Below are 15,461 nucleotides of genomic sequence, written 5' to 3' on the forward strand. Positions count from 1 at the left end.
GCTTGGGCGCGTCCGCTCTTCTCCCAATTACGAGGCGTAGCTCTATCGCACCGGGTGGTCCGCTGGCACTTCGAATAACAGCTTGCTGCCGGTAAGGAAGGCGGCACCGATCTCGTAGCCAGTAAACGTGATGGAGGTTGGCCAATGCTCACATACATATACCGCCGCTTCGGGATGCATCTCGAAGTTCCATTCTTTGCCTTCTGGAAAGGCGCCGCCCATAACGACCAGATGCTTTGCTTTGCGGGCAACAAGCTCTGCGCCACTATGCGGCGAGCTTTCATCGCTTTTGGAGAGAAGCAGATGCAAGAGCTTTGCGTATTGCACGGCCTGATATCAGCAAAGCTAGCTTAGAATGTTCTTTTACTGAAATGAAAGAACCGATGTCAAAAATGAGGTTTGATTTACATGAGAAGGGAAGCTTTTATAGTGAAGAATTTATGAATGTTTCCTCATATGACACATGTGGAGTGTTGTTAACTTTTAGTACGGAACGATAATTATATCGGAGATGTATTAGCGGAAACAGTAAAGAGGGGGGGACCCCCTCTTTTTTGTTGACTTAACATAATGTAATACGAGGTTATGTTTTGTGCAATCAGTCAGGGCAGAGTACCACTTAAAGGCATTTGCATTTGGTTCTTTTTCAGGTGGCGGTGTAGTACACCGGGGCATTTCACTTCTCTTGAAGGTGTATTAATTTATCTTACCAATAGAAAGGGGAGTTACCCTTTCACGCTGCCCACTATAATGCCTTTCAGAAAATATTTTTGCATAAAGGGATAAACAATCAGAATTGGGAAGGCAGCCACGAAAATTTGAGCAGAATGAACCGTTCTGTCCGATACTAATAGCATCGCTTCTGCTTCCTGAACAGATGAGAAGCGTAAATCCTTTTTAATGATCAGAGACTGCAAAAAAGTTTGCAGCGGATATTTGTCTGTGCTATTCATAAATATTAAGCCGTCGAACCAGTTGTTCCAATGTCCTACAATTGTAAATAAGGTAACAGTAACAAGTACAGGCAGTGACAACGGTAAAAAGAGCGACCATAATATTTTGAGCTGTCCCGCACCGTCGATCGTAGCTGACTCCTCAATCTCCTTCGGCAATCCCCGAAAGAAGTGCATGACCAGAATGACACTCGTAACAGGAACAGCACCTGGCAGTATTAGCGCCCAGATCGTATCGATCAGTCCTGTTGATTTCACCACCATGTAGAAAGGAATCAAACCAGCTCCAAAAAAGCCGACAAATACAAAATACCAGGCTACTATTGTTCTGCCAAGAAACACGTGATTGTCTTTGGAAAGCGGGTAAGCAGTCAATACAATTAATACGAAATTAATGGCTGTCCCAAGCAATACACGCTTTAGGGAAATGCCGAACGCCGTAAGAAACGGTTTTTGTGTAAATACATATTCATACGAAGCGAGCGTAAATTGTACAGGCCATAACAGAACTTTTCCGCTTGCCGCTGCGCTGGATGAGCTTAGTGAGATCGACAGAATATGAACAATGGGAAACAGACAAAGTAGAGAAGTGAAAAATAAAAATACGAGATTCGCCCTGCGAAACAATATACTTTTCCAATCTAAAGTTTTATTCAAATTAACCACCACTCTTTTTTAAAAAATCCGATAATTTGCAAATCGATAAGCAAGAAAATATGCAACAGTTGTAAGTACAAGGCTTACAATCGATTTAAATAACCCTACTGCTGCTGCGAGCCCATATTGTGCCTGCTCTAACCCAATACGATAGACAAGTGTGTCGATAACATCTCCACTTTCATAAACAAGTGGATTATATAAGTTGAAAATTTGCTCAAAACCGGCATTCAATATATTACCAAGACTCAAGGTGCCGATAACGACGATGATTGGAGCCATGCCGGGCAGCGAAATATGCCAGGTTTGTCTCCATCTGTTCGCACCGTCTATATCAGATGCTTCATAAAGAGAAGGATCGATGCTCGTTAGCGCCGCCAAATAAATGATTGTTCCGAAGCCGAATTCCTTCCAGACATCCGATAGAACTAGAATAAAGGGAAACCAGTCATTGCTAGCCAAAAAGAAAATAGGTTCTACTCCGAAAATACCTAAAAATTGGTTAATGATTCCGTTAGAAGGGGAAAGAATATCGGTCAATATACCGGCCAAAATAACCCACGATAAAAAATGCGGTAAATAAACCATCGTTTGGAACGCCCTTTTGACCAACATATTTCGCACCTCATTTAACAAAAGAGCGAATACAATAGGCGTTATAAACCCAACAACCATCTTCATCGATGCGATATATATCGTATTGAAAATAACGCGATAAGTATCCGGCATGGACAATACAAACCTGTAGTTTTCTAGGCCAATCCAAGTAGAATAGAAAAAGCCTTTAGCGGGATTAAACTTTTGGAAAGCCATCGTCAAGCCGGCTAATGGCAAATACCCATATATAAAGACGATTATGATCGCAGGTAATACCATGAGCTGCAGCGGCAGTTGCTGTTTCCATCTCCATCTCGCTCTCTCAAGCATCTAATACCACTTCCTTACTTTATTTGCTCCTGTCAAGAAGAAACACTGCGCGCCCTTTACTAAGGACGTACGGTTTCTTGTAGAAATACAAGAAAGGGGGATACACGAGGGCATCCCCTTTCATAGCTTATTTTGCACTTAGCTTTTCATTTATTTCTTTCGTTATTTCAGCACCGCCTAGCGAGTGCCATTGTTCAACGAATTTGTCAAACTCATCAATAGAAGCGCCATTTGTGATGATTTTAGAGAATACTTCGAATTCTTTCGTAGCCAAGGTCGACCAGCGTCCAGCCATCGTAGGAGTCTGTGGTCCTGTGTAAGCATTCAACAAGTAACCGTCTGCTTGAAAGTATTTATAGAGCATTTGCTGAGTGCCGCCTTCTGTAAACGCCATATGAGCGCCATACTTGGTAACATCACCTGCTGCAAAGGCTAAGGCGTCATTGTATCCGTCCATTTGGCCATTTAGCAGATTGGAAGGATCTTTGGAGCTGATTGCCTTAGGAAGCAATTCACCGGCCCGAATTTGCGTGTCCATGCCATTAACAAAAACTGGATTCATTGTATAGTATGCCTGATGCTTGTCTGTCAGCGTCCCTTCTGTATACCGCTTAGCATCTAATTCCTTATCATTCCTTGTCAGAGCCAATACCCAGCGATTCAATAATTTAATTACGGCTTCCGGATTTTTAGCCTTTTTGGATACGACGTAATACCCGGTAACACCGAGCTCGATAGGATTTAGTGCTGGCTGATTATCTATGGAAGGAAGCGGATACACGCCCCAATCTTGAACGACTTTTCCATCTTTCACTGCACCTGACATAAGGGGATAGGATCCCATCCAAAATGGACCAAATGTCATTCCGGCCTGATTCGACACGATCCGCTCGGCAGCTTTGGCACTGTCTTTTACAATAAACTCTTTATCCAACTGTCCGGCCTTGAACATGTTTTGCAATTGCAGCAATGCGGTTTTTACCTCTGGCTGAATGCCGCCGTACTCAACATCACCGGACGGTTTTTTGATCCATGTGCCTGGATAAGCATGATAGCCGTTAAAGATGCCGAGCAGGGATTGGTCGCCGCCGGTATTAAAGTTTTTTTGTACAGAAATGCCGATCGTATCGTTTTTGTTATTCCCGTCTGGATCCATAGTTGTAAACGCTTCGGCAATTCGTAACACGTCCTCCATCGTTTTCGGCTCCGGCAAGTCTAGTTTTTTCAACCAGTCTTTACGGACGTATAACATTTGTGCATTGACATAAGGCGCATCGGTTTTAGGTATGGCCATCAGCTTTCCATTCGATTTGGCTGAATCGAGCTGCGCTCCACCGTCGGCAGTTAAAAACTTCTTCGTTTCTGGAGTTGCATATTTCTCGTACAATTCGCTTAAATCCATAATCATATCCGATTCGATCAATTGATCCAAATCGGCGCCTGTAACCATCATAAAATCAGGCAGATCATTAGAGGCAATCGTAATTTTTATTTTGGATTCATACTGTGAACTGTCCACAGCCCATTTGTTTTTCAGTTTGATGCCCAAATCTTCTTCATAGGATTTATAGACGCTGTTATTGTCTATATCTTCACCCGGATTAAAGATTAGACTCGGATTAGTGCCCACGACTGTTGAAATTTCAATCGGGGGATCATATTTACCCAGCGGATCGATCTCTCCTTCATTTTCCGGTTGAGGCGTTGCCTTATTTGTCCCCTCCTGCACTTGTCCTGTCTGTTTTTCCCCTGTGGGATTTACACTGTTATTCGCCGTGCTGCAAGCAGACAACATCAGTGTACATACAAGCACTGCTGCCCATAATTTGCTTGTTTTCAACCTGCTCATTCCCCTCTCACACATGTTTGTTTTATACAGGATTAGCGGCTTTTTCCTGTATCTTTATATTAAGGGTGCCGGCTTTTCGCGTTCCAGACACTAGTTTTGACATAGGCGCAACACTTATTTACTTTGGCCGCAAATCAAGAGACTGTCTGTATTCCTGAGGCACCATGTGCATATGGCTCTTGAAAAATCGCGTAAAGGCAAAAGTAGAGTTATAACCTAGCACTGTAGCAATTTCATGCACCTTCAGCACATTCTCGCGCAGAAGTCGAACCGCGGTTTGAATCCGGACTTCTGATATATGATCAGAGAGCACTCTGCCGGTAATTTCTTTGTACAAACGCGATAAATAGGAGGGATTCAGGTTTACCAAATCTGCCAATCGGGTCAGTGAAATATCCCCATACAGGTTAGCTTCGATATAACTGTGGATCTTGAATACGATTGCCTGCGCCTGGTCTGATTGTTCTTCTTTCTTATGCTCGAAAATCCATTCCGCCAGCTTTCTCAAATAGTTGGCTGTCTCTGGCCAGTCTTCCTGTTCAGGCTTTCCGGATAGCCGATCTAGCCGCAACTCTGCTCGTTCATCCACATTTATAGGTAATCCCCGCTGATTAATATACATCAAAAAGATAGACGACAAACCATAATACACAGCTAGCCGCTCTTGGATCGTAGAGGCCTCCTCGGCTAAAACTCGCATAGTCGCATCAAACAGTTCGAAATATTCGTTTTTTTGATTATTATCCAGAAAGTGCGACATAGCGCCTATATGACTGAATGGAATTCCTCTGCCAGCGACAATTCCCGGATCATTCTGAAGTCCGTCTAGTTCGAATTCGGGACCGGGGTCAGTTAATAGCATTCCGCTGCGCAATCCGAGCCCCCAGCTCATCGTGGTTTTCATTTGCTGAAATCGGTCAGCGGCATGCAGCCAAGGAGTTGGCGTCTTGCTTAGCATAAAAGATACCGTAAGCTGCAGTTTATCTTTGAAGGAAGCTTGGATCGATTCGAGCGTACCATGAAGAAACTGAAACGTGCGCTGTGTTGCTTCAGCAATTTCCGGATGATCAGCCTGATGGTCATCAAGCGGCTGAATAAACCATATTATTTTCGATTGTTCGAAGGGGATGTGAATTAATCGAACCATGGAGGATAAATACTCATGGACAATATTATGAATCGCATAGAGCAGCAGGGCTTTGTCCGAAGGTGTCGTTGCCTGTTTCCAGCTGTCGATTCGGCCGATCAGCAGGAACACGGGGCTCGTTACGGATAATGGAATACCCATATCTTCAAAAGCCGATTTCAGTGAGCCAGCCGACATCGTTTTGCCTTGTGCGAGCTCCCATAAATACTCCTTTTGCAAAGCGGGCAGAGAAGCCCGCAGCTGCTGCTGGGTCCGATCAATTAAATGATCGATCGCTGTTTCTTCTTTCATCGCGGCAATAGCCTTCTCAACGGAATGAATAATCGCCGGATCACCTTCGGTCTTGAGCAAGTAATCAAATCCTCCGCTCGCGATTGCCTCTTGAACATAATTGAAATCATTGTAGCTTGTAAGAAAGATCACTTTACATCTAGGCCATTGTTTGCGAATTTGTCCAAGCATGTCCAACCCAGTCATTTCCGGCATTTTAATATCGGTCAGAACGAGGTCGATTTTTGTTCTTTTTAATATTTTCAGGGCTTCCACTGCAGAATACGCTTTATATAATTCCAACTCTAGATGCGGGAGCTCATCGAATAGATCAAACAAGCTATCAACGATAATGGAAACGTCATCTACAATTAGCATTCTAAACATCCTATATTCCTCCTAATTCCGTCAAGTTGGTTGATTCGATGCCCATGAGCCGCACTTCGACTTTTAGGCCGCCCAGATCGCTTCGGGAAAATGTTAAACCCGCTGCCGAGCCAAATTTGATTTGGAGCCGCTGATGAATGTTTATTAATCCAGTGCTTTCCAGTTCAGCATCTCCTATTGGTGTGGTTAAACGTTTATTTAAAATAGTGAGCATGGATTCATCCAGCCCGTCGCCGTTATCCTCGATGTATACAAAGATCTGCCCGCATCTGCTGTTGAATGTAATGTGCAGCACACCTGGCGAGAGTCGGTTCTCAAAAACATACTTATAGGCATTCTCAATGACTGGCTGCAAAATAAATCGGGGAACTGGGATTTCATGCAAATGGGAAGGTAACTGTTCGAAATGCACTTCGACACGGTTGGCGAAGCAAAAGGACTGGATGTCCACATAGCTTCTCGCGTGCTTCGTTTCTTGAATCAGGCTGATCTCATCCTTGGCGTCTCGGGTAATAAATTGCAAATATTCTCCCATGTAAGTAGCAAAACGCTCAGCGCTCTCATAGTCCTGATATTTAATAAGCCGTGCAAGAATAAAGTGATTATTAAATAAAAAATGGGGATTGATTTGGGCCTGCAGCCGCTTCAGCTCCGATTGCTGAATTTTGATTTTCTGTTCATACACTTCGCGGATCAGAATGGCCAGACGGTTCACCATGCTGTTAAAGGCGCGGTACAAGTAGCCGAATTCATCGCGTGAGCGATGCTGGACAACAGGGGTGAAGTTGCCATTCTCCATTTTGCGAAACGCAAAAACAAGTTTTACAAGCGGACGGTGCACCTGCCGGTATATCCAAGATGAAAAAATAACGACAACGCCTACCGAAAGCAGAGAAAAGAGCCAAAACCAGCTTTCGTATCGCTGCAAAGGTGCCAATATTTTCTCTTGAGGGACGAAGGCGGCAAATGTAAGGTCGAGATACGGTGAATATGCAACCGAAGTTAGCCATTTTTTTTCTGTAGTACCGGCTGAACTCGTTCTGAAATGATCTTCGTACTGGTTGAATTTTTGGATGCTGGCTTGTAAAGGCCTAAGATCATTGACTTCCAACTGGCTGGAGATCAGCTGTTGTGACGATGTGCGGGTGAGCATAGCTCCGCCGCCATCGGAACCGAATGCGGTTTGCAGGGCCTTTTCGATTTGCTCTGTTGAGATTTCAATGACTAATACAAAGGCGATATCTGCTTGATGGGCAGGAAGCCCTTGGTAGGGCTGACTTAAGTATAATCGGTTCCCCAAAAAAACTAGCGAGCCGTTGCTGCTCGTATCTTTAAATAGGGTGAGTTCTTCCTGGTTTACCTCGGTTTGAAACTGGTAGGTGTTGATCGTGCGGTTCATCAATGGAATGTATATACTGGTATCTTTAATATACACACTGGAAGTTTTCATAATTTGCAACCGCTTCTGCAAGTTTTGCACTGCCGTATTTCGTTCATAGTCGGTCATACCGTCAGTTACGGAACTGAGCATTAACAAGTCCGCGTCGATGAGATAATCTCGTTCAAGCTCTACTAATCTTTGAATTTCGTATTCAAACGCTTCCAAATAGTTTTGCAGCTTGATCGCTAACGACTTTGTTATTTCCTGCTTGTTCTGCTCGAAGGCCATCCGGTTCATCGTTAAAGTCACGACATAGAGCGGGATGATCGCGATCAAAAAGGTGAGGACAAGCTTTGTGAATATAAAATCCAACCATCTTCCTTCTTTCACCAACTTATGGACACGCTCCTTTTTATGAGAAAAAACTTAATATATCATTGATAGCTAGCTTGCATGGATATTTTCTCCATCATAGGACAACCATCAGCAAACGTTCAATAGTTAAATGGATAACTTATACCTCAAGTAAAAAGATGTGGCGTACATGTCATCAGAAGTGCCTAGCGAGTATAAAAAGGCTATGACTATAATTTATGGCAGAAAGCTTTCAAAACAATGATGAAAGGTGGAAGAACTTATGAAATGGAGATTGAAATACGGGGTGGCGCTTGCGGGCATGCTCCTTTTTGCCAATTTCAATGTGCCAAGCGTTCCCGCGCAAGCTGCAAGCAATGAAGTTGTATTTAATTTTGCTGATTTGCCTGAAACCGGAAAGAAAATTGATAATAAGTTTTCAGATGTAAACGTATGGGATTATGATCCGATCTGGCTTAGTGATGCCGAAGGATGGCCTTCCGATCATTTCTCCACGCAATACCCTTTCATCAAAAATGTTCAATTGATGTCGGCAACTGGCGGCAACGACAGGAGGGATTTGTTTATCGATCCTGATGATCTGGCAACGATGACGGATTACAAGTTCGACGCACTAATAGAGGCTGCTGGCAATATCGTAGATATGGGCTTAAAGCCTTTTATAAAAACAGGAACTGTTCCGCAAAAGTACAGCGCGGAACCTCATCAGGATGCGACAGGCTTAAATGAAAGGCCGCCGGCAGATTATGACCAATATTATGACTACATCAATGCCATCGCCGATGCATTGGTTACAGAGTTCGGAATCAATGAGGTTAAAACATGGACATGGGGCGTGTTGACGGAATATGAGAATGGTGATTGGTTTAAGACAAGTGACGGTTTGCCGGAGAGTGCTAAAATCGCTTATTTCAAGCTGTATGACTATACTGTCGCGGCATTGGAAGACGCAATAGGCGCCGAGAACTTGAAGGTTGGCGCACATTCTATGACTGTACTGAACGGGCTGTGGGATGAGAGAGAGTTTATCGATCATGTCGCTTCAGGGGTGAATTATAAAACTGGTCAAATCGGCACCCAAATCGATTACTTATCAGCCTCTTTCTATGACAATGTTCCTGGAGGCTACAGTTCCCGCACCATCACACAAACGATCAATACGCTGCGCGATAGAGCAATAGCAAACGGGTTGACGGATTTGGAATATGGAATAGACGAAGGGCGTATTCTTTCCGGACCGGATGGCAAGCCGCTGCGCAGCCGTACGGTGGCTCACAGTTACCAGGGATCGGCCGATGCGATGCTTTTCAAAACGATGATTGATCATGACATCGATTGGATGAGCAGCTGGACGTTGGATACGAATACTTATTGGGGTGGAGTTCCAGTCGTATCTGCACATCTTGCCAATCTGGCTTACCGGATGGCAGGGGACATTTATGTGAAACCGGCTATCGTACATGATCCTGCCGATACTTCTAACGAAGTTGACGGCATTGGCGGATACAATCCTGACACCAATACGGCACATGTAATGCTCTATAATCATAATGCCGATTTAAATGCAGTCACTAGCGAGACACCGACGGTCACCTTACATAACTTAGCCCCTGCAGCCGGCAATACAGTGACAGTCAAGCAATGGATTATTGATGACGAGCATGCAAACTTTTGGCCGACATGGAATGCGGATATTACAAGCCGCGGACTGCATCCGGACTCATTTGATTACTATTCCAAATATTCCGCTGACATACCGTACAATCTCCACCCGGATGATCTGGATTACTGGAACTCCAGAGAAGCTGCATATAAAACGCTGGCTGCCTTGACTCCGGTAACCACTACGGCAACGATTGTCGATAACAAATTAACCTTTACACCAACGCTTGCTCATCATAGCGTAGTTCTTTACGAAATTACTAATGTTGCTGCTGTTGATGGCGCTAATGCCGTTGATCCAGGCACTGCGGCGACAGACCTCATTGATCATATGAATAACTGGCTGAAAGTAAATTCCCAATCCGATTGGCTGCGTTTCGATACGACCAATGCACATTTATTGGAGGATGCCAGTCGGGTAATGCGTGTAAATCACATTCCGCTTGAGGAATACGGGCAATGGATTACTTACAGATATCCAGATATTGCCCATTTCCAGGTTACAAGCATTTTTTCTACAGATGTTGATCCGAGCTTTGCCGATTTGAAATTTTATACTTCCGCTGACGGTTTGTCTTGGACGGAACAGACAAATTGGAATTACAGCGATACTGTCATTAATTCCGGCTCTGCATTAAGACGGGTATATGAGGCAGATGCTCCAATAGGCGTAAATTATATAAAAATTGAATTCCCGGCACAAGGCACTGTATTTTACAGTCCCCAACTAAGCAAAGTTACAATAAGCGGTGTTAAGCCATTGAAAGTAAATGTAGCAGCTCTTGCAGCCGGCACAGCTGGAACTGCTTATCAGGCAGAGCTGACAGCGGGCGGAGGGATTGGCGCATATACCTGGAGTTTAAGCAGCGGCGTGCTGCCACCGGGCACGTTACTAGACCCGGCGACCGGCATCATTAGCGGGACTCCGACTGCAGCAGGCAATTATGCCTTTACAGCTCAGGTTGAGGATGAAGCAGGCAGGATAGCGAGCAAGGAGTTCACAATATCCATAGCGGCTTATTCGCCTCCTTCCGAAGGATCTCCGGGAGGGACTGGTGAAAATCCTAATACTAAGGAGGCTGTAGACATAAGGGATACAGTTAGCGGCGTGCTTATAAGTAATAAATCGCTGCCTGTTCTTTTATCGACGCGGGACAGAAAAAACATGGCACAAGTACTGCTGCCAGCCGACGTAATTGCCCAGGCGTTCGAGTTCGTGAAAAAAAGGATAGCTGATCGGCAAATCGTTGCATTTGAGGCAGCGCCAACAAATAGGGAGATACCGAATACTGCTATTCATAAAGTTGGCTTGCCAGCTTCAGCACTTATGGCGGCAAGCAAGGCCGCACCGCAAGCTATTTTGTCGATCAGAGCCGGAAATGCCAGCTATGATTTGCCGGTCAGCCTGCCTGTCCTGGCGAAACAGCTGCAGCAGCTCGAAAGTGATTTAGAAAATACAAATGTGTTTATCACTTTTGAAACAATAACGGATGCCGCTAATCGGCAATTCAGTGAAAACTCTCATGCCGCAGGTAATGCGCTCTTAGGCGATGCGTATTCGTTTACCCTTACTGTAGAGACAAAAGGGGGCAGCGGGACTGGCAATCGGATATTTACTTTATCCGACATGGGAAATACGTATGTAACCAGAACGGTAAGCATTGCCGGGTCAGCAGGCAGCAGTGCGATTGATCCATCTAAAGCTGCTGGTGTAAGAATAGATCCGCTGACTGGAGCAATTTCCTTTGTTCCATCTATTATCAGTTTGACTGAAGATGGGGCTGTCGTCATGAAAATCATGAGTACAGATAATTGTATGTACGGGATAATCCAGAACGATTCATCGTTCAATGATTTGAACGGTCATTGGTCAAAAGCCGCTGTCGAGCAGCTTGCATCCAAGCTGATTATTCGCGGAATGACGGCGTCTGAATTTGCTCCAGAGAAGACTGTTACACGTGCGGAATTCGTCGCTATGATTACTAGAGCACTCGGAATCGAGAATAACGGCGTATTTGTACAGCAGTTCAATGATGTTCAGGAAGCGGACTGGTTCGCGGGAGCTGTCCAGTCCGCAGTTCAAGCGGGTCTTATTACCGGCTTTGAGAACGGCAGCTTTTTACCGGATGAGAGAATCACAAGAGAGCAAATGGCGGTTATTGCGTTTAGAGCGTTAAGTTTTGCTGGCAAGCAGGGAAGTGTGGCTGATCTCAACGGTCTGGCAGCTGCCTTTAACGACAACTCGGCGATCAGCCCGTGGGCAAAGCCATCCGTAGCGCAGCTGGTTGAGGCAGGAGTAATGACGGGCCTTAACGCCGAACAGTTTTCTCCAAAAGGTTTGGCTACTCGCGCGCAAGCAGCTGTTATTATTAAGCGTCTGCTGCAGCACGCCGCATTTATTAATTAATTTATCGCGTTTATCAATCAGTGCTTCAAGAGAAGGTTGGATAGGAGAGTAGAATAAATGATGGAACAGCATTACTTGATCCCAGTAGCAAAATCAGTTCAATTACATGAGGGAACGGTGTCGCTTCGTGAAGCGTGTATCGTTGCACTCGATCCGCAGCTGGCGGCCATCATTCCGATTTTCAAGCAGGAATTAACACAGCTTTTAGGATCGGAGCCAACTTTTCAAAGCAATACATGCACCATGATTAAGCTTCACATAGATAAAAGCCTGCGAGAAGAGCAAATACAAATAAAGATTAGGCAAGAAATAGAGATTATAGGCGGAAGCTACTTCGCCGTATCGGCAGGAACCTCCATGCTTCTGCAGCTTATGTCCGATGCAGGTGAGCTTCCGCATTGTACGATTGAAGACGAGCCGGATCTGCCGTATAGGGGGTTGATGCTTGATGTGGCAAGACATTGGCACTCCCCGGAAATTATTCGAAAGGTTATTGATCTTTGCCGGTTTTATCGGCTGTCTTATTTGCAGCTGCATTTGACGGATGATCAGTCCTTTACGTTTCCGTTGAAGCGATTTCCGAACCTTGCGAAGCCCGGCAGGCATTATACGAGAGCGGAGTTGGAAGAGCTTGTAGAGTATGCGCAAGAACGAGGGGTACAACTCGTTCCAGAGATCGATCTGCCGGGGCATTCGGCGACTCTGAATGCAGCTGAGCCGGAAATCTTTACCTCTGGAGCGGGTCATGCTCATGAGAACGCAATCTGTCTCGGCAATGAAGCTGCCTATGAAGCAGTGGAATATATCCTTACCGAGCTGTGCGATGTATTTAAATATTCCACTTACATTCATCTGGGCTGTGATGAAACCAAACACGAAATTTTTCATAATTGTCCAGTTTGCCGTAATCGGATGCAGCAATTAGAAGGCGGGAATGCAGAAAGCTTGCTGCGTAGTTATATTCTATTTGCTGCAGAAACGGTAAAACGGCAAGGCCGAAAGCCGATCATATGGGAAGGCTTCTCGTCAGAACCCGGCATTCCAATTCCGCAGGACATTACGATAATAGCCTGGGAATCCTATTACAATACCGCTGATAGTTTGGCGGAGGCAGGATACAAGCTGATCAATTCAGCCTGGCAGCCGCTCTACGTAACACCATTTGCAGGGTGGCCAGCGGAACACATTTATAGCTGGAATGTAAGACGCTGGGAGCATTGGTGGGATCAATCAAAAGCACATCTTGAACCGATTCAGCTGGATGAGCAGGCTGATATCATTGGTGCACAGTTCTGCTCTTGGGAAAATGAAGAGATGAATCAGATTGAACTGCTGCGTCATAGAATTCCGGCAATGGTTGAGCGCATATGGAATATAGAACAGAGAATGCCATGGCCGGAATTCTCGGCCAAACTGGCATTGCTTGATCATAGATTCATGAATATATTGGGTGATAAGACAAAGTGATCTTTAAATGCCCATTGTCTGACGAGGTGTGAGAACAATGTTTCCTGCTTTGGAATGTTCCGATACACGTATTGAGCAAATATATCATTTTCGGGCGGCTGTCTTTCAGAAGCATATTAAACAACATTCATACGGGCATGTTGTGACCGAATTTTTGTCTGAGGTCCCCTGGGCAGGAAAGGCGAATACAATCAGTTGTGCTGCGGGGCATCATTTCTATGAAGGAAGATGGCTCAGCCGTTCCGACGTTCTTGAAGACTATGCCAAGTTCTGGTTCAAGCACGGCGGGGAGCCGAGGATGTACAGCTTTTGGGCAGCAGACTCCATCTATGCGATGTACGCAGTTACAGGAGATTCCACGCTTCCGATCAATCTATTAGACGACCTTATCCGAAACTACGAAGCTTGGGAGAAGGAACGATTCGATAACGAGCTAGGCTTGTTCTGGCAAATCGATGGCGAGGACGGAATGGAATTTTCCATTGGCGGCTCCGGATGCAGAGTAACTATAAATAGTTATATGTATGGAGAGGCTATAGCAATTTCACGAATTGCCAAGCTCGCTGGGCGCGAGAAGGAATCGATACTGTATCTTGGCAAAGCACAGGCGCTTAAAGCAGAAGTACAGAAGAAGCTGTGGGATTCAAGCAACGGATTTTTTAAGACGCTGTCCAATAAAGAAGGTATTCGCCACAATGCATCGGTAATTGCGCAGTGGCCGCAGCTTCAGACGGTGCTAGGCCGAAATAAGCTTAACAAGCTGGTGCCGGTTAGAGAATTACAGGGGCTGCTGCCATGGTATTTTCTGCTTCCGGATGACGGCTATGAGGAAGCTTGGCACCATTTGTTCGATGCCGAGGGGTTCAAAGCCCGGTACGGACCGACAACGGCAGAAAGACGAGATCCTTATTTTATGTATGAGCATCCGCACGAGTGTTTGTGGAATGGGCCTTCATGGCCGTATGCCACCTCTCAAACGCTCGTTGCGCTTGCGAATGTTTTGAATGAGTACGATCAAAGCATCATGACGTCTGCACATTATTATGAGCTCCTGCAAACGTACACGAATTCGCAATGGGTGCGTATGAAGGATACAACTGAAATACCTTGGATAGATGAAAACTTACATCCCGATACCGGAGAGTGGCTTGCTAGAGCCCGTCTTTACGATCGGAACGATGCGCACAAAGACCGCGGACGGGACTATAATCATTCCGCTTATTGCGATCATATTATTACCGGATTGGCAGGCATTCGTCCATCCATAGGCAGCACACTTACGATTAATCCTCTGATCTCTTCGGCTGAGCTGGATTATTTTCGTCTAAAGGATGTTCACTATCATGGCAGAAATGTTACGGTTTCTTACGATGCAAGTGGGGAGAAGTATGGCTGCGGTAAAGGACTGTCAGTATGGATTGACGGAACAAAAGCACTTCATGTAGATGAACTGCGCAAAGTGAGCTTACAACTATAAATGAAAGGGGGGGCTGGACTTAATAGGCTACAAGGATCTAAGCGGTTCTTGAACAGGTGAATTCGCAATGACTACGAATGTGCAGATATCCAAGCTGGCTATAATAATTCTCACCCAGCCTTTGAAAAGACTAGTAAATAAAGTTAGAATGACATTAAACAAAGAGTAGAATGACTCCTAATTTTGTTAAATCTTCAATTATTCCTGACTGTCGGCTGCTCTAAGAATTAAGAGGAGTGTCTTAATAACTAGCAAGAAGTTATCACCAGAACAACGTGAGAAACTAATTATAATATTGAAGGCCCGTTTTGAGAAAAACATGAACCGTCATGAAGGAATAGAATGGGCTAAAGTACAAGAAAAGCTGGAAGCTAGTCATGAAAAACTGTGGTCTCTCCATGAAATGGAAAGTACTGGCGGTGAGCCCGATGTTGTTGATTATGATAATGCGACGGGCGAATATATTTTTTATGATTGTTCAGCGGAAAGCCCTAAAGGGCGT

Annotated in this window: 10 protein-coding genes; 4 read left to right on the top strand and 6 right to left on the bottom strand. The window is 45.0% G+C overall.

Annotated elements, in window-relative coordinates; all coding sequences use genetic code 11:
- Positions 1-42: 42 nt before the first annotated feature.
- The 6 genes from ACRRU2_RS27580 to ACRRU2_RS27605 form a co-directional block, all read right to left on the bottom strand.
- Positions 43-327: a hypothetical protein gene (locus ACRRU2_RS27580; protein WP_331699864.1), complete on the bottom strand. Its 285-nt coding sequence runs from the start codon at positions 325-327 to the stop codon at positions 43-45.
- 398 nt (positions 328-725) lie between these two features.
- A complete protein-coding gene (locus ACRRU2_RS27585) occupies positions 726-1,610 on the bottom strand; it encodes a carbohydrate ABC transporter permease (RefSeq protein ID WP_331699863.1) in 885 nt (294 codons plus the stop codon).
- A gap of 18 nt (positions 1,611-1,628) precedes the next feature.
- Positions 1,629-2,537, bottom strand: coding sequence for an ABC transporter permease (locus tag ACRRU2_RS27590; RefSeq protein WP_331699862.1), 909 nt, complete (start codon positions 2,535-2,537; stop codon positions 1,629-1,631).
- 127 nt (positions 2,538-2,664) lie between these two features.
- Complete coding sequence (locus tag ACRRU2_RS27595; protein WP_432506586.1) at positions 2,665-4,377, bottom strand: extracellular solute-binding protein; 1,713 nt, start codon at positions 4,375-4,377, stop codon at positions 2,665-2,667.
- Between the two features lie 127 nt (positions 4,378-4,504).
- The gene (locus ACRRU2_RS27600) at positions 4,505-6,190 is read right to left on the bottom strand and encodes a response regulator transcription factor (protein ID WP_331699860.1); all 1,686 of its coding nucleotides are present in this window, start codon (positions 6,188-6,190) and stop codon (positions 4,505-4,507) included.
- 1 nt (position 6,191) lies between these two features.
- Complete coding sequence (locus tag ACRRU2_RS27605) at positions 6,192-7,943, bottom strand: sensor histidine kinase (RefSeq protein ID WP_331699859.1); 1,752 nt, start codon at positions 7,941-7,943, stop codon at positions 6,192-6,194.
- Positions 7,944-8,208: 265 nt separating this feature from the next.
- On the opposite strand from ACRRU2_RS27605, the gene ACRRU2_RS27610 reads away from it, so the two are divergent.
- The 4 genes from ACRRU2_RS27610 to ACRRU2_RS27625 all read left to right on the top strand — a co-directional run.
- Positions 8,209-12,015, top strand: a complete 3,807-nt coding sequence (locus ACRRU2_RS27610) for an S-layer homology domain-containing protein (protein WP_432506589.1) — start codon at positions 8,209-8,211, stop codon at positions 12,013-12,015.
- A 57-nt stretch (positions 12,016-12,072) separates the two neighbouring features.
- On the top strand, positions 12,073-13,482 hold the full coding sequence (locus tag ACRRU2_RS27615) for a family 20 glycosylhydrolase (RefSeq protein WP_432506591.1): 1,410 nt from the start codon (positions 12,073-12,075) through the stop codon (positions 13,480-13,482).
- A 37-nt stretch (positions 13,483-13,519) separates the two neighbouring features.
- The gene (locus ACRRU2_RS27620; protein ID WP_432506593.1) at positions 13,520-14,959 is read left to right on the top strand and encodes an MGH1-like glycoside hydrolase domain-containing protein; all 1,440 of its coding nucleotides are present in this window, start codon (positions 13,520-13,522) and stop codon (positions 14,957-14,959) included.
- 244 nt (positions 14,960-15,203) lie between these two features.
- On the top strand, positions 15,204-15,461 hold a 258-nt coding region (locus ACRRU2_RS27625; RefSeq protein ID WP_432506595.1), incomplete at its 3' end, for a DUF4256 domain-containing protein.

The organism is Paenibacillus sp. GXUN7292 (genome assembly GCF_050864975.1).
GTDB lineage: Bacteria > Bacillota > Bacilli > Paenibacillales > Paenibacillaceae > Pristimantibacillus.

Bases quoted from the DNA above. Each gene is read 5' to 3' on its own strand.
- ACRRU2_RS27590 (WP_331699862.1), bottom strand. From the start codon at position 2,537: ATGCTTGAGAGAGCGAGATGGAGATGGAAACAGCAACTGCCGCTGCAG.
- ACRRU2_RS27600 (WP_331699860.1), bottom strand. From the start codon at position 6,190: ATGTTTAGAATGCTAATTGTAGATGACGTTTCCATTATCGTTGATAGC.
- ACRRU2_RS27610 (WP_432506589.1), top strand. From the start codon at position 8,209: ATGAAATGGAGATTGAAATACGGGGTGGCGCTTGCGGGCATGCTCCTT.
- ACRRU2_RS27615 (WP_432506591.1), top strand. From the start codon at position 12,073: ATGATGGAACAGCATTACTTGATCCCAGTAGCAAAATCAGTTCAATTA.
- ACRRU2_RS27620 (WP_432506593.1), top strand. From the start codon at position 13,520: ATGTTTCCTGCTTTGGAATGTTCCGATACACGTATTGAGCAAATATAT.